Below are 21500 nucleotides of genomic sequence, written 5' to 3' on the forward strand. Positions count from 1 at the left end.
GGGCGCCCGGACTCAGGCACTGGCCTGCCCAAGTGCTTCCGCACGGGCCTTGTCGATCAGGCTGCGCATCCGGGTGATGGCGGAAGGCAGGCCGGAGAAAATGGCCTCGCCCATCAGGAAGTGTCCGATGTTCAGTTCCACGATCTCCGGGATTGCCGCAATATCGCCCACGGTATCGAAGGTCAGCCCGTGCCCGGCATGGATCTCCAGACCCATCGAGGCGCCATGGGCCGCCGCCTCCCTGATGCGCTGCAGGTGAGCGGCACGTTCCTCGCCCTCGCTGTCGCAATAGGCACCGACATGAAGCTCCACCACCGGCGCGCCCAGCGCCGTGGCCACATGCAGCTGCACCGGCGAAGGCTCGATGAACAGGGAGACGCGGATGCCCGCGTCGGTAAGCTGCTTCACCAATGGCGCAAGCTCGCGATGCTTGGCGGCCACATCCAGCCCGCCCTCGGTGGTACGCTCCTCCCGCTTCTCCGGCACGATGCAGGCGGCATGCGGCTTGTGGCGCAGCGCGATGGCCAGCATTTCATCCGTTGCGGCCATCTCCAGATTCAGCGGCACACTGATCTCCGCCGCCAGCCGGTCGATGTCATTGTCGGATATATGTCGCCGGTCCTCGCGCAGATGCGCGGTGATTCCGTCCGCGCCGGCCTCCGCAGCCTGTCGCGCCGCACGCACCGGGTCCGGATGGCCGCCCCCGCGGGCATTCCGGATCGTCGCCACATGGTCGATATTCACGCCCAGCCTGACACGGTTGATCATGCCACCTCTCCCGAAATTCGCGTCCACGACAGCAACATAGGCCAGTGCGCGGGAAAACGGAATCCTTGGCGCATGGTGATTCCGATGCCGGTCAGACGGTCCCTGCCAGATCTTGCAGCCAGTCCCCGGCGTCGCGTGCGTCCACCTCAGCCTCCCGCACCAGCGCGTCGAACTGCTCGGTCAGCATCCGTACCCGGTCACGGGACCGGAACGCCAGATAGAACCGACCGATGTAGACCACACCGACAAGCGGACCGAAGACCGTGACCGGTGCGGAGAAGATCCGCCGGGAATCGAACAGGAACAGCCGCAGCGACGGAAAGAAGTCCCGCACCGACGCCGCCATGCTGGTCAGCTGATCGCGCCGGACATCGGCCGACAGCCCCCGATAGTATCCCTGTCCGGCCGCGAAGGCATGCAGCTCGCCCAGCGAGACGGCCATCTCGAAGTCCGACTGGTTCTGCCGCATCAGTGCCAGCCGATCCTGCATCGCCCCGATGGCCTGTTCCGCGGTCTTGCCCAGCGTGCGCTCATACTCCCAGCGCAGCGTATCCTCGGTCTTCAGCATGTCTGGCAGGGTCGCGGGCACGTGGCGGATCTTGTAGCCGGCGGCCTCCCGATGCCAGTCCAGCAGTTCGTCATCCCACGCCGCGCGCGCCGCCTGGGTCACCGAGACCGCCGCCGCAATCACGTCACCGGGCCGCTCCGGCCGGTCGGTCAGGCCAAGCAGCCAGTCGGCGCTGACACCCAGCACCTGGGCGCAACAGGCCGCCAGATGGGCATTGGGCAGACGCCCCACCTCATCAGAGAGCAGTTGGGCAACGGTGGAGCGGTCGGCACCAGTCCGGCGCGCCAGTTCACTCCGGTTCATGGCTGACCGCTTCATGCCTTCCGCAAGCCGCGCCTGGAAAACCTCGGAACGCTCACGCTTGTCGAATAAATCATGCATGAGGAGATTTTTCTCCACAAGCATGATTTTTTCAATGGAATTCACAGAATACCCGCCCATCGGTCGATCGCCTATACCGGGGCCGACACCATCAGACGCGGAGGCACATTCGAGATGGACACCAACCTGCGCACCCTGGCGAAAACCGCGACCTGGCAGACATCCGGCCTGCTGGTGATGTGCGGCATCACCTACGCCGTCACCGGATCACTGGCAGATGGCGGCATCGTCGCGGTCATCGGCACGGCCACCGGCACGCTGGCCTACATGCTTCACGAACGCCTGTGGTCGCGGGTGAAATGGGGGCAGCTGAACGGGATGCAGCAGTGAACCCGGATCGACCGTCTACTCAGCGGCAACCGCAGTCTCGCTGACAGGTTCCGGGGAAGGCGTCATCCACCAGGTCCGCATCCTGCCCTTGCCCTTGATCTCGATCTCGCCGCGCGGTTCGAACCGGTAGATATCGCCCAGCGCCGCCACGACATCCTCGGTCACCTGGATCCGACCGCATTCGCCGGTCGTCTCCATGCGCGAGGCCGTGTTCACCGGGTCGCCCCAGAGGTCATAGAGAAAGCGGCTGTCACCCACCACACCAGCGATGATCGGCCCGCTGGAAATGCCGATACGGATTCCCAGCGGTGTGCCGTCGGGCCGGCTCATCCCCTCCACCGCACGCAGCATGTCGCAGGCCAGAGCGGCAATGTTGCGAATGTTGGAGGTTGACCCCGGCGGCGCACCGGAAGCGACCATGTAGGCATCGCCGATGGTCTTGATCTTCTCCACGCCATGTTGCGCGACCAGGGCATCGAACTTCTCGAACACATCGGAGAGCAGGGTCAGCGTCTCCTCCGGCTCGCAGGATGCCGCCAGTGTGGTGAAGTCCTGCAGATCGGCGAACAGCACTGCGACGTCGGACAACCGCTCGGTGGTATGTCCGTTCCCCTCCCGCAGCCGTTGCGCCACCGAGGCCGGCAGGATGCGGTCCAGCAGTTCCCGGGCCTTGTTGCGTTCCTGATCGATGATGACGGAGCGGGCAAAGGCCCTGCGGCGCAACAACTCCAGCCGCCGGGCGGCAAAGAGCCCCACGAGATTGGCCGAAATGATCAGCATCGCGCTCGACACGACCCGGATCGGGTCCGTGTCTTCCAGCGAAAAGGGAAAGGTGATGGCGAGGAAAAGGACCGTACTGATGGATGCCGTGACCACAGCCTGGATGTAGAACAGTGGAAAGAGGGAATAGATGATGAAGATCAACAGGATGAAGCCGGAATCCACTGGAAGCGGGTGGCCGCCGTAAACATTGGAAAGGGCCTGAAAGACGCATACCTCGACCGCGGCGAGATTGAGAAGCAAAGGCCAACGCGTCCGCCAGAAATCAAGATAGCTGAGCACATAGCCAACCAGCATCAGCCCGTTGAGCACGAACAGTCGCAACAGACCAAGCAGTTCGGCGTTCAGCCAGAGCCCGAAGAAATCCACCGGCACGAACACCGTGTTGAGTGCGATCCCGATCAGCAAGGCCCGGCGCACCTGCAACAGGTTGCCGTCCCGCATGGCGGCCTTGTAGCCGCGTTCCCATTCGATGTCCTTGAATTCGAGCGACACCCTGTCGAGCGGCGGCAGATCCCCCGCCGAATCGTCCTGTCGAACATGACCATGCAGGAATTTCATCGGCGCAGGATAGCGCAGCCGCCCAGCCTTGCCATCTGCAATCGGCAACCAAATGTTCCGGAAGGAATTTGTTGACCCTCAAGCCCTGCATCTTGTGCAACGCAGCATAACACCAACGCCGGTTCCAAGCGCAATGCCGCCACCTATATTGCAGTGCAGCATACGGTGTCATCGCGAAGATCCCACCGGTGCCTGTCCAAGAAACGGAGTATCCGATGTCTCCCCGGAATGCGCATGGCGAAAGCACGGCGCGCAAGCTTGAAGCTGTCGAAATCCAGAACATGATCCTCGAGGCCCGTGCAGTGCGCTCGGCGATGATCTCGAACCTGCTGATCAGCGGGTACCATGATGTTCGCAACTGGTTCGGCAATCTGATCCACAGCCGCCACAATGTAAGCGGCGCCTGATCCCCAATCCGACGAACCGATCCTGGCGCGTCGCCACTCCCTCCCCCCTGTGCTTCTGGTCGCACCAGTTGATCAGCGGCAACGGTGGCGCGTCAGGATTCGGGTCTTCCCGGTTGAATCGCAGATTTGATTCGAAACCGGTTGCCGAAAGATTCGCCAATATTCCGGTTTCGTTCGAAAAAGGGATTCAAACCACGGTCCCGTAGCCCTGAGCGGATCAGTACTGCCGCAACCTTACAGGGAATGTCCTGAACCCGCGAAATCGTGCACGACCGGTTCGCGCTGACGGACCGTCGGGTTCAATGGTCGCGAAGCGGTCCAGCAGGCCACGGATAGCGATCCGTCCCTCCATCCGCGCCAGCGTGTTGCCCATGCAGACATGCGCCCCCCAGCCGAAGGCCAGGTGGCGGTTCGGGCTGCGGGTGATGTCCAGCCTGTCCGGATCAGGGAACATCGCAGGATCGCGATTGGCGGCACCGATGCCGAGATGGATGACCGTGCCTGGCGACAGGACTTCGTCGCCGATGCGTGTTTCGACTGTGACCCGCCGATTGCCGAGCTGGTTCGAACTCTCGAAGCGCAGGAACTCCTCGATCGCGCTGTCCATCATCTCGGGGTTGTCGCGCAGACGCTGCAGTTCCCCGGGAAAGGCCAGCAGGGCGGCGATCCCGTTGCCGATCAGATTGGTCGTGGTCTCGTGCCCGGCGTTCAGCAGGAAGATGCAGTTCTGGATCAGCTCTTCCTCGGTCAGCCCCTCTCCCTCGACCTCCCCCATGATCAGGCGGGAGAGGATGTCGTCGTCGCGCAGCGCCTTGCGCCGTTCGTCGATCAGGTCCTTGAGATAGGCCGAGAAGCCCTCCACTGCCGCATTGCCACGATGCAGATGGTCATCACTGATGACCGGCTCCAGCGCCCCCAGGATCGTCACCGCCCAGTCGCGCAGCCGGTCGCGGTCGGCCACCGGCACCCCCAGCATGTCGCAGATCACCCCGACCGGCAGCGCGAACGCGAAGTCACCGATCAGATCAACCTGCTGCCGCGCCGCAGCATCGTCCAGAAAGCCGTCGACCATGGCAATGATGGATGGTTCCATCTGGCGCATGGCGCGGGGCGTGAAGGCCTCCGCCAGCAGCTTGCGGACACGGGTGTGCAACGGCGGGTCGTTGAAGACCAGACTGGTGGTGTGATGCCTGTACAGCCCGCCGTCACCGAACTTCGGCCCGAACTCCTTCGTCTTGTCAGACGACATGCGGCGGTCGCGATAGACCTCCAGCACATCCGCGTAGCGGCTGAGGAACACGGACCCGTCCGGCATCCGGTGAACAGGACTGTGGTGGCGCAGCGCGTGGTAGACCGGAAACGGGTCTTCCAGGAACGCAGGCGTCAGCTTGTAGAGATTGAACTCCCGCGCCACCGCCGCTGCTGCCACCTGTTCCATCTCAGCGGGCCAGGAAACCACCGTCGATGGGCAGTTCGACACCTGTGACGAACTTGCCGGAGTCGGCGACCAGGTACAGCACACCTTCCGCGATGTCCCGCGCCTCCCCGATCCGGCCCAGCGGTGTCGCGCGGATCATGCGCTTCTTGATGAAGGATTCGCCGAATTCCTCCACCACCGTGTCCAGCATCCCCGTCTCGATGAAGCCCGGATGCACCGAATTGATCCGGATCGGATAGCGCAGCGAGGTGCATTCCATGGCCGCGGCCTTGGTCAGCGTACGGACACCGCCCTTCGACGCCGAATAGGCCCCGATCATCGACGCGCCCGCAATACCGTAGATCGACGATGTATTGACGATGGCACCGCCCGACTGCTTCATCGCCCGGATGCCATGCTTGATGCCCAGGAACACGCCATCCATGTTGATGGCCATGTGAGCCTGCCAGTCGGCAAGGGTGACATCCTCCAGCGGAATGGTCTCCGTCCGGACCCCGGCATTGTTGAACAGGATGCTGACCGTGCCGAACTCGGCGGCCTTGGCAAAGGCCGCTTCCCACTGCGCCTCATCCGCCACGTCGTGACGCAGGAACGCGGCCTTGCCGCCCGCCGCATTGATGCCCTCCACCACGGCCTGACCGCTTTCCACGGCCACATCGGTGACGAGCACTGCCGCGCCTTCCGCGGCCAGCAGTTCCGCCGTCGCGCGCCCGATACCCGATGAACCGCCCGTGACGATTGCCACCTTGCCGGCAACCCGGCCCTTGCCACTCTCGCTCATGTCATCCTCCCCAGGAAATGAATGTGCCGTGACGATAGACCGTTTCGTCGCCCGATGGAATTCGCACCCTGACATGTCCCTGCCCCCCTGACGCAGGAAAGCGAACCGGTCTATGGTGCGCCACAGAGACTGACACCGACCCTGGGGAGGCGCGCCTTGTCCGATCTGATCCTGCACCACTATGACGGCTCACCGTTCGCGGAGAAGGTGCGGCTGATGCTGGGGCTGAAGGGACTGGAATGGCGCTCCGTCGATATTCCGAACATCATGCCGAAGCCGGACCTGATGCCGCTCACCGGGGGCTACAGGAAGACACCCGTGCTGCAGATCGGTGCAGACATCTATTGTGATACCAAGCTGATCGCGGACGAACTGGAACGGCGGTACCCGGACCCGACACTGATGACGGGCGGCCTGGGGCTGGCGCAGGCGATCTCCGGCTTTGCGGAGACCGGGATGTTCTGGACCATCGCCGGCTTCGTCATGGGCACCATTGCCGACAGGATGCCACCCGCCTTTCACGAGGACCGGGCACGGATGCGCGGCGCGACGAGTGTCAATATCGACAAGCTGAAGGCCGCGGTACCGGGCCATCTGGAGCAGTTGAAACCGCAACTCGCCTGGGCGGCTGACCTGATCGACGGCAAGGCTGCCTTTCTGGCGGGCGGCACGCCGGGCCTGGCCGATCTGACGCTCTACCACCCGCTCTGGTTCATGGCGAATGCCGGGCGCAAGGTGGGTGCCGTCCTGAACGACTATCCGGCACTGACCGGTTACATGGAACGGGTCGCGGCCATCGGACACGGCACGAAACAGGACATGACCGGGCCGGACGCCCTGTCCGTTGCCGCCGCAGCGACCCCCGATGCAACAACCGGCGTGGCGGAGAATGCGGAGGGCTGGCAGGCGGGCGATCAGGTGTCCGTCACACCGCTGGACTACGCCCGCGATCCGGTTGTCGGCACGCTCGACGCCTACAACGGCCAGCGCATCGCGGTCCGTCGCACGGACGAGAAGGTCGGCGAGATTGTCGTGCATTTCCCGCGCGTGGGCTTTGCCATTCGCGCCACGAAGCAGAACTGAAACACCAGAACCACGGAGACCAGAGGGATGTTCATTTCAGGGGCATGGACGGACGCTGCATCGTCCGGAACGTTCGACGTCATCAACCCGGCAACGGGGGAAGTGATCACCCAGGTACCCGACGGCGGACGTGACGACGCAAGACGGGCCATCGACGCGGCGCATGACGCCTTTCGTGGCTGGGCCGGGACCACGGCCTATGAACGCTCCGCCATCCTGCGCCGCGCCTACGACCTGATGCTGGAACGCAAGGAACATCTGGCCCGCACGATGACGGAGGAGCAGGGCAAGCCGATCCGCGCTGCCCGGACGGAGGTTCAGTACGGCGCCGACTTCCTGCTCTGGTTCTCGGAGGAGGCGAAGCGGAACTATGGCGAGACCATCCCCTCCCCCCGCTCCGACCAGCGTTTCATCGTGCTGCATCAGCCGGTTGGCGTCGTCGCCGCAGTTACGCCCTGGAACTATCCCGTCTCCATGATCACCCGGAAGGTCGGGCCGGCACTCGCCGCCGGCTGCACCGTAGTGCTGAAACCGGCAGAGGCGACACCGCTCTGCGCCATCGAGATCTTCAAGATCCTGGCCGAGGCCGGTGTGCCGGATGGCGTCATCAATCTGGTGACGGCGCTTGACCCGAAACCGATCGGCGACGAGTTCACCACCAACCCGAAGGTCCGCAAGCTCACCTTCACCGGCTCCACGGCTGTCGGGCGGATGCTTGCCGGGCAGGCCGCCGCCAACATGAAACGTGTTTCATGCGAGTTGGGTGGCCATGCACCGTTCATGGTCTTCAAGGATGCGGACCCGGTGCACGCCGCCAAGGGCGCGCAACTGGTGAAGTTCCTGAACACCGGCCAGGCCTGCATCAGCCCCAATCGTCTCTATGTCCACTCCTCCCTCGCCGATGCCTTCACCGGCACGCTGGCCGACCGGGTCGGAAAGATGAAGGCAGGGTCGGGCTTCGACGATGGTGTCGGCATCGGACCGCTGGTGAACGCGAAGGCGGTGGACAAGGTCGCCCGTCAGGTCGATGACGCCCGCGACAAGGGTGCCGAGGTCGTGCTTGGCGGCAACCGCCTGACCGAAGGCGCGCTGGGACAGGGCTTCTTCTATGCCCCGACGATCCTGACCGGCGTCAATCCGGCCATGGACATCTATCGGGAGGAAACCTTCGGCCCCGTCGCCCCGATCATCCCCTTCGATGATGAGGAAGAGGCACTGAGCCTCGCCAACGACACCCACTACGGCCTCGCCGCCTATGTCTACACCCGCGACATCGGCCGCGCGTTCCGCATGTTCGAAGGGCTGGATTTCGGCATCATCGGCGTCAATGACATCAACCCCAGCGCCGCCGCCGCCCCCTTCGGCGGCATGAAGGACTCCGGTCTGGGCCGCGAAGGGGCGCGGGAAGGCATCGCCGAGTATCTGGAGACCAAGCTGGGCGGCTTCTCGATCTGATCCGACGTGCAGGCTGCACGCCTGCCGGGGTCAGGCGGATCCTGAAATGAAAGGGGCAGGTCGGGAATGATCATCCCGCCTGCCCCTGCCAGTTCTCGCTTCACCGGGTCGGGTGAAGCCTGTCGTTCGGAATCACCGCTCAGGTATTCGCCGCCTCGCCGATATTGTCGACGCCACGTTCCTCCACGACCGTCGTCAGCCAGTCGGGATCCATCTCCGGCACCGACGACAGCAGCAGGTCGGTATAGGGATGATGCGGCGGGGTGAACATCTCGTTCTTCGGCCCCTGCTCCACCACCTTGCCCTGCTTCATCACTACCACCTCGTCCGCGATGGAGCGCACCGTGGCAAGGTCATGGGTGATGAACATGTAGGCGAGGTTGAGTTCCTTCTGCAGCCGGTCCAGCAGCTTCAGGATCCCCTCCGCCACAAGCTGGTCGAGGGCGCTCGTCACCTCGTCGCAGATGATGAAGGTCGGGTCCGCCGCCAGCGCCCGGGCGATGCCGATACGCTGCTTCTGCCCGCCCGAAAGCTCCGGCGGATAGCGGTTGTAGTACTTCGACGGCTCCAGCTCGATCAGGTCCAGCAGTTCGTCGACACGGCTCTTCAGGGCACCGCCCTTCAGCCCGCCGTAGAAGGCAGCGGGCCGCCCGATGATCTCGCTGATCAGCACTTTCGGGTTCAGTGCCGTATCGGCCATCTGGTAGATCATCTGCGCCTGACGCAGCTGGTCCTTGGTCCGCTTCCGGTAGTCGGCGGGCAGCTCCTCGCCATTGAACAGGATACGTCCCTTGGTCGGCGGCAGCAGGCCCGTGATGCAGCGCGCCGTGGTCGACTTGCCCGAGCCGGACTCGCCCACAACCGCGACAGTCATGCCTGCGTAGATGTCGAAGGAAACATCCTCCAGCACCTTCACCGGGCCATATGCGGCGTCGATGTTTTCCACCGACACGACCGGAACGGCATCCCCTGTCGGGCGCGCTTTCTGGTCCCGCTGGAAGCTGCGCACCGCCCAGAGGGACTTGGTATATTCCTCCTGCGGGTTCTCCAGCATGGAGCGGGTGTCGGATTCCTCGACCTCATTGCCCTTCAGCAGCACCTTGATGGTGTCTGCCATCTGGGCCACGACCGCGAGGTCATGGGTGATGTAGATCGCGGCGGTATTGTACTGCTCCACGATATCGCGGATCGCCAGCAGCACCTCGATCTGCGTGGTCACGTCCAGCGCCGTCGTCGGCTCATCGAAGATGATCAGGTCAGGACGGCAGGCCATGGCCATGGCGGTCATTGCCCGCTGCAACTGCCCGCCGGAGACCTGGTGCGGATAGCGGAAACCGATCTCGCGCGGGTTCGGCAGACGGAGCTTCTCGTAAAGCTCCATCGCGTCTTCCTGGCTGTCCTGCCGTTTCCTGATGTTGTAGTGGACCGGCGTTTCGGTGTGCTGGTCGATCAGCCGATGCGCCGGATTGAACGATGCCGCCGCTGACTGGGCCACATAGGCGATGCGGGACCCTCGCAAGGCCCGCCGGTCGGATTCCGGCGTCGTGGTCAGTTCCAGGCCATCGAATTCGACCGAGCCGCTGGCGATCCGGCAGCCGTCACGGGCGTAGCCCATGGCGGCCAGCCCGATGGTCGACTTGCCGGCCCCGGACTCCCCGATCAGACCCATGACCTCACCCCGGTGCAGGGTCAGATCGATGCCATGGACAATCTCGATCCACTTCTCGTCGGAATATCCCTCGATCTTGAGATCGCGGATTTCCAGCAGGACGTCGCGTTTGCTTTCCATGCTCATCACTCCTTCAGGCCGGACGACCGGTACAGCATCCAGTCGACGACAAAGTTCACGGAGACCGTCAGCAGCGCGATGGCTGCCGCCGGGATCAGCGGCGTGATCTCACCGAAGGAGATCAGGGTGGCGTTCTCCCGCACCATGGAGCCCCAGTCCGCCGTCGGCGGCTGGATACCCAGGCCCAGGAACGACAGGCCGGCGATCAGCAGGAACACGAAGCAGAACTCCAGCCCGAACTCCGCCACCAGCGGCGCCATGGAGTTCGGCAGGATCTCCCGACGGATCAGGTAGAAGATGCCCTCACCGCGCAGGCGCGCCGCCTCGATGTAATCCATCACCACGATGTTGCCGGCGACCGCACGGGTCAGTCGGAAGACACGTGGCGAATAGATCACCGCCACGATGCAGATCATGACGAACATGTTGGTGCCGAAGATCGACAGGATCAGCAGGGCGAAGATCAGCGACGGGATCGACATGATCACATCGGCGAACCGGCCCATGAACTGGTCGAACCAGCCCCCGACCGTCGCGGCCATCAGACCGGCGAAGGCGCCCATGACGAAGGCCGCTACGGTCGCGACCAGCGCCAGACCGACCGTGTTCCGCGCGCCATAGATCAGACGGCTGAACAGGTCGCGGCCAAGCTGGTCGCCCCCGAGCAGCAGTGTCTCATCCGCTGGCGCAAAGGCCTCCGTGATGATCTCCGCCTCCCCGAAGGGGGCGATGATCGGTGCGAAGATGCCTGCGATGGCGTAGACGCCGATGACGAACAGGCCGAAGGTCGCCGTCAGGGGGGCGGTGCGGAACGCCTTCGCGACCTCCCGCGGCAGCACGATGACCAGGAACTCCCGGAAGGCGTAGGCCGTGCCCGCGCAGAACGCGATGGCCCCCGCCGCCAGTGTGATGCTCCAGAGCCAGGACTCGCCGCCCAGAATGCCCACCACGAAGGAGACGAGCATCAGGGAGAAGAGCAGCAGGAACGCACCACGCTTGTTGGTGTAGGCCGCGAGACAGGAAGCCCCGATCAGCAGCGCAAAGTAGCCGATGACAAAGTAATTCATTTCCCGGCCCTCACTTCTTGTACCGAAGCCGCGGATTGGTGAGGATCGCCCCCACGTCAGCCGCCAGATTCAGCAGGATGAAAGTTGCCGCGAAGATCAGGCAGCAGGCCTGAACGACAGGGAAATCGCGCTTGGTCACCGCATCGACCAGCAACTGGCCGATCCCCGGATAGACGAAGACAACCTCCACCAGCACGACACCGGTGATCAGATAGGCCAGGTTCAGCGCAACGACGTTGATGATCGGCGCCCAGGCGTTGGGCAGCGCGTGCTTCACGATCACCTTCCAGGCCGGCATGCCCTTGACCCGCGCCATCTCGATGTAGGGTGAGGCAAGCAGGCTGATGATCGCGGCTCGCGTCATCCGCATCATGTGCGCAACGACCACGAGGACCATCGTCAGTGCCGGCAGGAACGTCCTGTCCAGCAACTCGAGGAACGTCATGTCGGTACTGAGCTTGGCAATCGCGGGGAATGCACCCGTCTTCACCGAGAGGTAGAGGATCAGGATGTAGCCGAGGAAGAACTCCGGCGACGATATCGACGTCAGGGTCAGCACGTTGGCGACCCGGTCGAACAGTGTGTTGCGCAGCAGCGCGACCACGATACCCAGCATGATCGCGACGGGAACAGCGATCACGGCAGCATATCCGGCGAGGAACAGCGTGTTCAGGAACCGGGGGGCAATCGCCTCCGACACCGATGTCTGCGACACCAGTGAAACACCGAAGTCACCGACCACTGCACCGGCCAGCCAGTCGAAATAGCGTACGGGCGCCGGGTCGTTCAGGCCCAGCTGTTCCCGCAAGGCGGCAACGTTCTCTTCCGTCGCACCCTGTCCAAGCACGGCCTGGGCAATATCGCCCGGCAGCATCTCAACGGCCCCGAAAATGATGACTGAGATCACGAAAAGCGTGAGCAGTCCCAATCCGAGGCGCTTTAGTACGATGTTCACGACATCGCCCATAACACGTCCCCCTCTGGATACGTCTGAAGTCTTCCCTGCGTTGCCGGACGGTCCGGCAGCCCCGAATTTCCTTTTGATCCGCCTCTTTTCCCGAAGCGGTTGACGAAACCTGATTGTGTAACAGGGGTGTAACCCTTGTCCATCCCGATGCGGCGCTTTCAGACGATCACTATTCTGAATACGACACGGGGAACCACCGGCCCCGGCGGCAAGAGGTGATGGATTACCCAAAAGGAACAGGCCCCCGGAATCGCTTCCGGGGGCCTGCCAAACCGTTCAACGCCCGAAGGATCTCCGGGCTGCATCGGGTCAGGATCAGCCGTCGAACCACCAGCGGCTGACACCACGTGCACCGTCGACCTGCCAGCTTGCGGCCAGATCCGGGCCATGCATGACGTTCTTGCGGCGTGCATAGACGAAGTTGGTGAACATCGGAATGATGGTCCCGCCGTCGTCGCGCGCCAGAACCTGCATCTCGCGATACATTTCCGCCCGCTTGGCCTGATCCAGTTCGGCCTTTGCCTGCAGCAGCAGTTCGTTGAACCGCGCGTTCTGCCAGCGGCTCTCGTTCCAGGCCGCATCATCCTTGTAGGCAAGGCTGAGCATGACGTCCGGCGTCGGACGCGCGCCCCACTGCACCATGCAGAACGGCTTCTTCAGCCAGACGTCGGAGTAGTAGCCGTCGTTCGGCTCACGCACGACATTGATGTTGATGCCGGCCTTCTTCGCCTGCTCAGCATAGAGCACGCACATGTCGACCGCACCGGAGTACACGCTGTCGGCGGTGGACAGGTTGATCGACAGGTTCTCGTGCCCGGCCTTCTTCAGCAGGGACTTGGCCTGATCCGGATCATACTTGCGCTGCGGCAGGTCGGCCCAGTACGGCATGTTCGGCGAAACGTGCACGTCGTTGCCTGGGATGGCGGTGCCGAAGGCGATCTTCTGGATGATCTCCTCCCGATCCATCGCCAGCTTCAGCGCCAGACGCACGTTCACATCATCGAACGGCGCGGTATCACAGAACATCGGCATGGTAATCGCGGCGCCGCTCGGCACGTTGTCCACTTCGATGTTCGGGTTCCGCTTCAGCAGGCTCAGGGTCTTCAGATCCACCGCGGTGACCGCATCGACGTCGCCGGTCACCAGCGCGGTCTGACGCGCGTTCGGATCGTTCAGCACCAGGATCTCCGCGCTGTCGAAGTACGCGCCCTCACCATGCCAGCCGTCGTGGCGGGTCAGTTCGTAGCTGACGCCGAACTCGGCATTGTTCAGCTTGTAGGGGCCGGAGCCGTCGCCGGTCTGCCAGTTCAGGGTGCCGTCGGCATTGGCCGGGCAGATTGCCAGATGATAGTCGGTCATCAGCCAGGGCAGGTCGGCATTGCCGGACGCGAGCTTGAAGGTCACGCCGTTGGAGCCGGACTTCACGATATCGTCCACATCCTTCAGCAGCGCCTTGGCTGCGGAAGTGCTCTTGTCACCACGATGGTGGTTCATGGAGGCGATGACATCGTCCTGCGTCACCGGCTTGCCGCTGTGGAACGTGGCACCCGAGACGATCTCGAAGGTCCATTCCTTGGCATCCGGGGTTGCCGACCATGAAGTGGCCAGATCGCCGCCAAGGGTATTGTCCGGATTGATCTGCGTCAGGTAGCTGCGGAACGTGTGCGCCAACTGGATCATGGAGAAGGTGACGTAGGTGCCGGGGTCATGCGTGTCACCCGTATTGCCGTCATGCGCGCCGAGGCGGAAGTTGCCACCCTTCTTCGGTGCGGCCATCGCGACCTTGGATGACCAGGCGCCGGTCGCGACCGCACCGGCAACGCCGGCGGCGCTGGCATAGCGCATGAAATCACGGCGTGAAAGACGGCCCAGACGCGCCTCCTTCACCATCCGTTCGAGAAGTTCCGGATCAAGATTCCCTGACATATATAGCCTCCTGTTGGCCCGTTTGATGGGCACATTCGTGGTTACGTTCTGAGTTGACCGTAACATCCCATGACAAGCATGTCTGCCCGCCCCATGAACGCTCTGTTCAAACTGCGACCTATCCTTGGACATATCCGGCATCACTTCAACCCGTCGAAAAGACGCGGTTTCCCCAACGAAAGACAAATCGACTGCTTGTCTCAGGGAAGGCAGCGACATGTCGCAATTGGACGTGTTTCTTGTTTCGCCACGCCCATAGTAACGTCCCAGCAACCGGCGGCGACGCATCACGACGAGCCCGCCGATCACCACGGAGAACGCGCGTGTCAGGTCTGGCGGAACGCAAGGGTGTCTGGAAGTCCGGCAAGGGCAAGGGACGCCGCACACCGAAGGGGCGTCAGCTTGATGACAGCGCCCTGGACGAGGTCCGGACACTGCTCGGCGACCGTTCGCGCCGTCGCGACCTTCTGATCGAACACCTTCATCTGATCCAGGACCGGTTTGGCCATCTGTCGGCGGCGCATCTGCGCGCGCTGGCGGAGGAAATGCGGCTGTCGATGGCGGAGGTGTTCGAGGTTGCGACCTTCTACGCGCATTTCGATGTGGTGAAGGAAGGCGAGACCCCGCCGCCACCTCTGACCATCAGGGTATGCGACTCCCTGTCCTGTGAACTCGCCGGCGCCCAGGGCCTGCTCCGGGACCTGAAGGGCGCGCTGCCTGCTGATCAGGTTCGCGTCGTGCGTGCCCCCTGCATGGGCCGGTGCGATACCGCACCGGTACTGGAGATCGGACACAATCACATCGACCATGCGGATGCCGCGAAGGTGAATGACGCAATCCGGGCCGACGACACCCATGCGCATCTGCCCGATTACCAGACCTTCGACAGCTACCGCGATGCCGGCGGCTACGCCCAACTGGAACAGTTGCGGGCCGGATCGCGGACACCGGATGAGGTGCAGGAGACCATTCTGGAGTCCGGCCTGCGCGGCCTCGGCGGCGCAGGTTTCCCCTCCGGTCGCAAGTGGTCCTTCGTGCGCGGCTATGCCGGTCCGCGCTACCTTGCCGTCAATGGTGACGAGGGCGAGCCGGGCACCTTCAAGGACCGCTACTGGCTGGAGCGGGAGCCGCACCTGTTTCTGGAGGGCGCACTGATCGCGACCTGGGCCGTCGAGGCCGAACGCATCTTCATCTACATGCGCGACGAATACCCTGCGGTGCTGGAGATCCTGCGCCGGGAGATCGCAGCACTGGAGGCTGCCGGACTTGTCGCGCCGGGCTTCTTCGACCTGCGGCGCGGCGCGGGGGCCTACATCTGCGGCGAAGAGAGCGCGATGATCGAGAGCATCGAGGGCAAGCGCGGCCTGCCCCGCCATCGCCCGCCCTACGTCGCCGAAGTCGGCGTCTTCGGCCGCCCCACACTGGTCCACAACGTCGAGACGCTGCACTGGATCGCGCGCATCGTGCGTGAAGGGCCGGAGATACTGAACAGCGTCGAGCACAACGGCCGGAAAGGCCTGCGGTCCTATTCCGTCTCGGGTCGCGTGCAGGAACCGGGGGTGAAGCTGCTGCCCGCCGGATCAACCATCCTGGACATCATCGATGCCTGCGGCGGCATGCTGGAAGGTCATGCTTTCAAGGCCTATCAGCCGGGCGGCCCCTCCTCGGGCCTGTTGCCTGCCAGCCTGAACGACGTGCCGCTGGATTTCGACACGCTGCAGCCGCATGGCTCCTTCATCGGTTCCGCCGCGGTTGTCGTTCTGTCCGATCACGACAGCGCCCGCGCCGCCGCCCTGAACATGCTCCGCTTCTTCGAGGACGAGAGCTGCGGCCAGTGCACCCCCTGCCGTGTCGGCTGCGAGAAGGCGGTGAAGCTGATGCAGGCGGACACATGGGATCAGGGCCTGCTGGAGGAACTCAGTCAGACACTGGTCGATGCATCGATCTGCGGGCTGGGCCAGGCCGCCCCGAATCCGATCCGTCTGACCATGAAGCATTTCCCGGAGGAGATCTGATGCGGCACCTCGCGCTGATCGCCGTCGGGCTGGTACTGGGTGTTGCCGGGACACTCGGGATTCAGCATTTCACCTCCGCGCACGATGATCATGCGCCGTACGCCGGACAGCAGACCCGGCTGGTCGCCAGCCTCAGCGATAGTGATGTCGATGCTCTGAGCGAGGGCAAGGGCTGGGGGTTGGCCAAGCCGGCTGAACTGAACGGCTATCCCGGTCCCCTGCACGTACTTGAACTCGCGGGCGACCTCGGTCTCGACGGGAAACAGCGCGACACCGTACAGCGTTCGTTCGAGCGCATGCAGTCCAGGGCCCGCGAACTCGGCCATGCCCTGATTGTGGCGGAAGCCGAGATCGACGCCCTGTTCAAGACGGCAACCGCTGATCCGGAAACCCTGAATGCGCGTCTTGCCGTCTCCGAAAGGCTGCGCAGCGAACTCAGAGCAAGCCATCTTCTGGCGCACATTGAAGTGACGCCGGTCCTGACCGCCGATCAGCGCGCGACCTACAAACACCTGCGTGGTTACGACCATGCACATGGGAGTCACTGACATGGCCGATCCGATCAGTTTCTCACTCGACGGAAAGACCGTTGTCGCCCGGGAAGGCGAGACCATCTGGGAGATTGCGAAGCGTGAAGGCACGCTGATCCCGCACCTCTGTCACGCCGACCAGCCGGGCTATCGCGCCGACGGCAACTGCCGCGCCTGCATGGTGGAGATCGACGGGGAACGCACCCTTGCCGCATCCTGCATCCGCACGCCGACAGACGGGATGGTGGTGAAGACCGCAAGCGACCGGGCCACCAGCGCCCGAAAGTCGGTCATAGAGATGCTGCTGGCCGACCAGCCGGAACGGGAAAGCGCGCACGACCGCTCCTCCCACTTCTGGCAGATGGCGGACATGCAGGGCGTTTCGGAGAGCCGCTATCCGGCGCTGGAGCAGGACCGCGTTCCCCTGCTGGACGGCTCCCACGTGGCGATGCGGGTCAACCTGGACGCCTGCATCCACTGCAATCTCTGCGTCCGCGCCTGCCGTGAGGTACAGGTCAATGACGTGATCGGCATGGCCTACCGGGGCCATGACGCCGCGATCAGCTTCGACTTCGATGATCCGATGGGCAGCAGCACCTGCGTCGCCTGTGGTGAATGCGTGCAGGCCTGCCCCACCGGTGCCCTGATGCCCGCGACAGCCGTGGACGCGGCGGAGACCGGTGACTCCGCCGCCTACGATCGCGAAGTGAAGTCCGTCTGTCCCTATTGCGGTGTCGGCTGCCAGCTCAGTTTCAAGATCCGCGACGACAGGATTGCCTGGGTCGATGGTGTCGATGGTCCGGCCAACGAACAGCGGCTTTGCGTGAAGGGCCGTTTCGGTTTCGACTACGTCGATCACCCGCACCGGCTGACGAAACCGCTGATCCGCCGCGACGACGCCCCGGCGAAGGGGCTGAACGTCGATCCTGCCAATCTTGCCCCCCACTTCCGGGAAGCAAGCTGGGAGGAAGCGCTGGAACGCGCGGTCGGCGGCATGGCCAGCCTGCGCGACAGCAGCGGCGGGCAGGCAATCGCCGGATTCGGCTCCGCCAAGTGCTCCAACGAAGAGGCCTACCTGTTCCAGAAGCTGATCCGTCAGGGCTTCGGCCACAACAATGTCGATCACTGCACCCGGCTCTGCCACGCCTCTTCCGTTGCCGCGCTGATGGAGAATGTCGGTTCCGGCGCCGTGACCGCGACCTTCAACGAGATCGAGAACGCCGACTGCGCCATCGTCATCGGGGCCAACCCGGTGGAGAACCACCCCGTCGCCGCCACCTACTTCAAGCAGTTCGCCAAGCGCGGCGGCAAGCTGATCGTCATGGATCCGCGCGGTGTCGGTCTGGGCCGTCACGCCACCCACATGCTGCGGTTCCGCCCCGGTACCGACGTGTCGATGCTGAACGCGATCATGCATGTGATCGTGGAGGAGGAACTCTACGACCGGCAGTACATCGACGGCTTCACGGAGAACTGGGACGCCATGAAGGCGCATCTGGCCGACTTCCCGCCGGAGAAGATGGCGGAGGTCTGTGGCGTCGATGCCGAAACACTGCGCGCCGTGGCACGGGAATTCGCCAACGCGAAGGCGGGCATGATCTTCTGGGGCATGGGCATTTCCCAGCACATCCACGGCACCGACAATTCCCGCTGCCTGATCTCGCTGGCGCTGATGTGCGGCCATGTGGGCCGCCCCGGATCGGGCCTGCATCCGCTGCGCGGGCAGAACAACGTGCAGGGTGCGTCAGATGCCGGTCTGATCCCGATGTTCCTGCCCGACTACCAGAGCGTCACGGATGACGGCGTGCGGTCGATGTTCAATGACATCTGGCAGAACGAGCGTGATTTCTCCGCCGAGAAGGGCCTGACGGTTGTCGAGATCATGGATGCCGTCCACGACGGGCAGATCCGGGGCATGTACATCATGGGCGAGAACCCGGCCATGTCGGACCCGGACGTCGAACACGCCCGCGCCGCACTGGCGAAGCTGGACCACCTGGTGGTGCAGGACATCTTCCTGACCGAGACCGGGAACTATGCCGACGTCATCCTGCCCGCGACCGCCTGGGCGGAAAAGGCGGGAACGGTGACCAACACCAATCGCCAGGTACAGCTTGGCCGCCCCGCTGTCGCGGCACCGGGGGAGGCCCGGCCGGACTGGTGGATCACCATCCAGATCGCGCGCGGACTCGGCCTCGACTGGACCTATGAGCACCCGCGTGACGTCTTCAACGAAATGAAACGGTCGATGAAGTCGTTCGACAACATCACCTGGGAACGGCTGGAGGCAGAGGCGGCGGTGACCTATCCCAGCCTCAGCCCCGAGGATCCCGGCCAGCCCATCGTCTTCGGCGACGGGTTCCCGCGTGCAGGGGGCCGTGCCCGTTTCACCCCCGCCAGCATCGTTGCACCGGATGAGGTTCCGGACAGCGCGTACCCGATGGTGCTGATCACCGGGCGACAGCTGGAACACTGGCACACGGGGTCCATGACCCGCCGCACCGGTGTGCTGGACGGGCTGGAGCCGGAGGCGACCTGTTCGCTGAACCCGAAGACCATCCGCGACCTCGGCATCCAGCCGGGTGACATGGTGCGCCTGACCACCCGGCGCGGCAGCCTGACGGTGATGGCACGGGCGGACCGGGCGGTGTCGGAGGGCAATGTCTTCATGCCCTTCGCCTTCGTCGAGGCGGCAGCAAACACGCTCACCAATCCGGCGCTGGACCCCTACGGAAAGATCCCGGAGTTCAAGTTCTCGGCCGTGCGTGTCGAAGCCGCGACGGAAACCGTCGCTGCGGAGTAGGCCCCGGTCATCTTTGACCGTTAGACGGTATCTGCAGACAGAAACCCCAGACACAGGGAGTCCGTGAGCGATGGCCCACATGAGCGACATCGAAATTGCCCGCGCCGCCACCAAGCAGCCCATCCAGGCCGTCGGTGCCAAGCTGGACATCCCCACCGAGGCGCTGCTGCCCTACGGCCACGACAAGGCCAAGATCTCGCAGGACTTCATCGCTGCCCAGGCCGACAAGCCAAATGGCAAGCTGATCCTGGTCACCGCCGTGAACCCCACCCCTGCGGGTGAGGGCAAGACCACGACGACTGTCGGACTGGGCGATGGCCTGAACGCCATCGGCAAGCGCGCCGCGATCTGTATCCGCGAAGCCTCCCTCGGCCCCTGCTTCGGCATGAAGGGCGGTGCGGCTGGCGGCGGCTACGCCCAGGTGATCCCGATGGAGGACATCAACCTCCATTTCACCGGCGACTTCCACGCCATCACCTCCGCGCACAACCTGCTGTCGGCCATGATCGACAACCATATCCACTGGGGCAACAGCCTGGGCATCGATGCCCGCCGCGTGGCCTGGCGCCGGGTGCTGGACATGAACGACCGCGCCCTGCGCGACGTGGTACTGAGCCTCGGCGGCATCGGCAACGGGTTCCCGCGCCAGAGCGGCTTCGACATCACCGTCGCCTCCGAGGTCATGGCGATCCTGTGCCTCGCCACCAATCTGGAAGACCTGCAGAAGCGGCTGGGTGACATCATCATCGCCTACCGCCGCGACCGCACGCCGATCTACTGCCGTGACCTGAATGCGGATGGCGCCATGACGGTGCTGCTTAAGGATGCGATGCAGCCGAACCTGGTGCAGACGCTGGAGAACAATCCGGCCTTCGTGCATGGCGGCCCCTTTGCAAACATCGCCCACGGCTGCAACTCCGTCGCCGCGACCCAGACGGCGCTGAAGCTCGCCGACTATGTGGTGACGGAAGCCGGTTTCGGTGCCGACCTGGGCGCCGAGAAATTCATGAACATCAAGTGCCGCAAGGCCGGCCTGGCACCGGACGCGGTTGTCATCGTCGCCACCGTGCGCGCCATGAAGATGAACGGCGGCGTCGCCAAGGATGATCTGGGTGCGGAGAACGTCGATGCGGTGAAGAAGGGCTGCGCCAATCTGGGTCGCCACATCGAGAACGTGAAGTCGTTCGGCGTGCCCGCTGTCGTCGCCATCAACCATTTCGTCGCCGACACGGATGCGGAGATCGAGGCGGTGAAGGCATTCGTCGAATCCATGGGTTCGGAAGCCATTGTCTGCCGTCACTGGGCCAACGGCTCCGCCGGCATCCTCGACCTGGCGCACCGGGTGGTGGAGATCGCCGACAGCGGCATGTCCCAGTTCAGCCCGCTCTACCCCGACGAGATGCCGCTGTTCGAGAAGATCGAGACCATCGCCAAGCGCATCTATCGCGCCGACGAGGTGCTGGCCGACAAGGCGATCCGCAACCAGTTGCGCAAGTGGGAAGCGGACGGCTATGGCCATCTGCCGGTCTGCATGGCGAAGACCCAGTACAGCTTCTCCACCGATCCGAACCTGCGTGGCGCACCGACCGGTCACTCCCTGCCCGTGCGGGAAGTGCGCCTGTCCGCCGGTGCCGGTTTCATCGTCGTCATCTGCGGTGAGGTCATGACCATGCCGGGCTTGCCGAAGGTTCCGGCAGCGGAGCAGATCATGCTGAACGACGCCGGGGACATCGAAGGCCTGTTCTGACCGCATCGTCCGCCAATGCTCCCGGCAGGTGGCTCACGGGCTTGACTGACGTCCCCACGGTGATAGGTCCTGTCCCACCCTGCACAGGGTGCGGGCCGGATCAC

17 protein-coding genes are annotated in these 21500 nt (G+C 63.9%); 8 read left to right on the top strand and 9 right to left on the bottom strand.

Annotated features, from left to right (window positions below):
• Window positions 1–12 precede the first annotated feature (12 nt).
• Together QGV54_RS10870 and QGV54_RS10875 are read right to left on the bottom strand one after the other, a co-directional pair.
• Window positions 13–768 carry a pyridoxine 5'-phosphate synthase gene (locus QGV54_RS10870; RefSeq protein WP_281016807.1) on the bottom strand — a complete coding sequence of 252 codons (756 nt, stop codon included), beginning with the start codon at window positions 766–768 and terminating at the stop codon, window positions 13–15.
• Window positions 769–859: 91 nt separating this feature from the next.
• On the bottom strand, window positions 860–1717 hold the full coding sequence (locus tag QGV54_RS10875; RefSeq protein ID WP_281016806.1) for a helix-turn-helix transcriptional regulator: 858 nt from the start codon (window positions 1715–1717) through the stop codon (window positions 860–862).
• 114 nt (window positions 1718–1831) lie between these two features.
• Here QGV54_RS10875 and QGV54_RS10880 point away from each other — a divergent pair, with 114 nt between their 5' ends.
• Window positions 1832–2047, top strand: a complete 216-nt coding sequence (locus QGV54_RS10880) for a DUF2061 domain-containing protein (protein ID WP_281016805.1) — start codon at window positions 1832–1834, stop codon at window positions 2045–2047.
• A 15-nt stretch (window positions 2048–2062) separates the two neighbouring features.
• Here QGV54_RS10880 and QGV54_RS10885 read toward each other — a convergent pair whose 3' ends face one another.
• A complete protein-coding gene (locus QGV54_RS10885; RefSeq protein ID WP_281016804.1) occupies window positions 2063–3436 on the bottom strand; it encodes an adenylate/guanylate cyclase domain-containing protein in 1374 nt (457 codons plus the stop codon).
• Window positions 3437–3603: 167 nt separating this feature from the next.
• On the opposite strand from QGV54_RS10885, the gene QGV54_RS10890 reads away from it, so the two are divergent.
• Window positions 3604–3795: a hypothetical protein gene (locus QGV54_RS10890; protein ID WP_281016803.1), complete on the top strand. Its 192-nt coding sequence runs from the start codon at window positions 3604–3606 to the stop codon at window positions 3793–3795.
• Between the two features lie 217 nt (window positions 3796–4012).
• Here the strand turns inward: QGV54_RS10890 and QGV54_RS10895 are convergent, their stop codons facing one another.
• Both QGV54_RS10895 and QGV54_RS10900 read right to left on the bottom strand, forming a co-directional pair.
• Window positions 4013–5224: a cytochrome P450 gene (locus tag QGV54_RS10895; RefSeq protein WP_281016802.1), complete on the bottom strand. Its 1212-nt coding sequence runs from the start codon at window positions 5222–5224 to the stop codon at window positions 4013–4015.
• A 10-nt stretch (window positions 5225–5234) separates the two neighbouring features.
• Window positions 5235–6014, bottom strand: coding sequence for a glucose 1-dehydrogenase (locus tag QGV54_RS10900; protein WP_281016801.1), 780 nt, complete (start codon window positions 6012–6014; stop codon window positions 5235–5237).
• A 156-nt stretch (window positions 6015–6170) separates the two neighbouring features.
• Here QGV54_RS10900 and QGV54_RS10905 point away from each other — a divergent pair, with 156 nt between their 5' ends.
• Window positions 6171–7097, top strand: a complete 927-nt coding sequence (locus QGV54_RS10905; protein ID WP_281016800.1) for a glutathione S-transferase family protein — start codon at window positions 6171–6173, stop codon at window positions 7095–7097.
• 27 nt (window positions 7098–7124) lie between these two features.
• The gene (locus tag QGV54_RS10910; protein ID WP_281016799.1) at window positions 7125–8552 is read left to right on the top strand and encodes an NAD-dependent succinate-semialdehyde dehydrogenase; all 1428 of its coding nucleotides are present in this window, start codon (window positions 7125–7127) and stop codon (window positions 8550–8552) included.
• A gap of 139 nt (window positions 8553–8691) precedes the next feature.
• Here QGV54_RS10910 and QGV54_RS10915 read toward each other — a convergent pair whose 3' ends face one another.
• From QGV54_RS10915 to QGV54_RS10930, 4 genes are all read right to left on the bottom strand, one after another.
• A complete protein-coding gene (locus QGV54_RS10915) occupies window positions 8692–10341 on the bottom strand; it encodes an ABC transporter ATP-binding protein (RefSeq protein ID WP_281016798.1) in 1650 nt (549 codons plus the stop codon).
• A gap of 5 nt (window positions 10342–10346) precedes the next feature.
• A complete protein-coding gene (locus QGV54_RS10920) occupies window positions 10347–11408 on the bottom strand; it encodes an ABC transporter permease (protein ID WP_281016797.1) in 1062 nt (353 codons plus the stop codon).
• Window positions 11409–11418: 10 nt separating this feature from the next.
• Window positions 11419–12375, bottom strand: coding sequence for an ABC transporter permease (locus QGV54_RS10925; protein WP_281016796.1), 957 nt, complete (start codon window positions 12373–12375; stop codon window positions 11419–11421).
• 315 nt (window positions 12376–12690) lie between these two features.
• Window positions 12691–14301, bottom strand: coding sequence for an ABC transporter substrate-binding protein (locus QGV54_RS10930; protein WP_281016795.1), 1611 nt, complete (start codon window positions 14299–14301; stop codon window positions 12691–12693).
• A gap of 323 nt (window positions 14302–14624) precedes the next feature.
• Between QGV54_RS10930 and QGV54_RS10935 the strand changes: the two genes are divergently transcribed.
• From QGV54_RS10935 to QGV54_RS10950, 4 genes are all read left to right on the top strand, one after another.
• Complete coding sequence (locus QGV54_RS10935; protein WP_281016794.1) at window positions 14625–16316, top strand: NAD(P)H-dependent oxidoreductase subunit E; 1692 nt, start codon at window positions 14625–14627, stop codon at window positions 16314–16316.
• The gene (locus QGV54_RS10940) at window positions 16316–16864 is read left to right on the top strand and encodes a periplasmic heavy metal sensor (protein WP_281016793.1); all 549 of its coding nucleotides are present in this window, start codon (window positions 16316–16318) and stop codon (window positions 16862–16864) included. The genes QGV54_RS10935 and QGV54_RS10940 overlap by 1 nt, the downstream gene beginning before the upstream one ends.
• Window position 16865: 1 nt before the next feature.
• The gene (fdhF, locus tag QGV54_RS10945; RefSeq protein WP_281016792.1) at window positions 16866–19649 is read left to right on the top strand and encodes a formate dehydrogenase subunit alpha; all 2784 of its coding nucleotides are present in this window, start codon (window positions 16866–16868) and stop codon (window positions 19647–19649) included.
• 70 nt (window positions 19650–19719) lie between these two features.
• Window positions 19720–21396, top strand: a complete 1677-nt coding sequence (locus QGV54_RS10950; RefSeq protein WP_348637616.1) for a formate--tetrahydrofolate ligase — start codon at window positions 19720–19722, stop codon at window positions 21394–21396.
• Window positions 21397–21500: the final 104 nt, after the last annotated feature.

This window comes from Minwuia sp. IMCC3060 (assembly GCF_029909435.1).
Lineage (GTDB): Bacteria > Pseudomonadota > Alphaproteobacteria > Minwuiales > Minwuiaceae > Minwuia.

Excerpts from the sequence above, each read along its gene's own strand:
- QGV54_RS10870 (WP_281016807.1), bottom strand. The coding sequence starts at position 768 with ATGATCAACCGTGTCAGGCTGGGCGTGAATATCGACCATGTGGCGACG.
- QGV54_RS10875 (WP_281016806.1), bottom strand. The coding sequence starts at position 1,717 with ATGCATGATTTATTCGACAAGCGTGAGCGTTCCGAGGTTTTCCAGGCG.
- QGV54_RS10880 (WP_281016805.1), top strand. The coding sequence starts at position 1,832 with ATGGACACCAACCTGCGCACCCTGGCGAAAACCGCGACCTGGCAGACA.
- QGV54_RS10890 (WP_281016803.1), top strand. The coding sequence starts at position 3,604 with ATGTCTCCCCGGAATGCGCATGGCGAAAGCACGGCGCGCAAGCTTGAA.
- QGV54_RS10900 (WP_281016801.1), bottom strand. The coding sequence starts at position 6,014 with ATGAGCGAGAGTGGCAAGGGCCGGGTTGCCGGCAAGGTGGCAATCGTC.
- QGV54_RS10910 (WP_281016799.1), top strand. The coding sequence starts at position 7,125 with ATGTTCATTTCAGGGGCATGGACGGACGCTGCATCGTCCGGAACGTTC.
- QGV54_RS10915 (WP_281016798.1), bottom strand. The coding sequence starts at position 10,341 with ATGGAAAGCAAACGCGACGTCCTGCTGGAAATCCGCGATCTCAAGATC.
- QGV54_RS10920 (WP_281016797.1), bottom strand. The coding sequence starts at position 11,408 with ATGAATTACTTTGTCATCGGCTACTTTGCGCTGCTGATCGGGGCTTCC.
- QGV54_RS10925 (WP_281016796.1), bottom strand. The coding sequence starts at position 12,375 with ATGGGCGATGTCGTGAACATCGTACTAAAGCGCCTCGGATTGGGACTG.
- QGV54_RS10930 (WP_281016795.1), bottom strand. The coding sequence starts at position 14,301 with ATGTCAGGGAATCTTGATCCGGAACTTCTCGAACGGATGGTGAAGGAG.
- QGV54_RS10940 (WP_281016793.1), top strand. The coding sequence starts at position 16,316 with ATGCGGCACCTCGCGCTGATCGCCGTCGGGCTGGTACTGGGTGTTGCC.
- fdhF (WP_281016792.1), top strand. The coding sequence starts at position 16,866 with ATGGCCGATCCGATCAGTTTCTCACTCGACGGAAAGACCGTTGTCGCC.
- QGV54_RS10950 (WP_348637616.1), top strand. The coding sequence starts at position 19,720 with ATGGCCCACATGAGCGACATCGAAATTGCCCGCGCCGCCACCAAGCAG.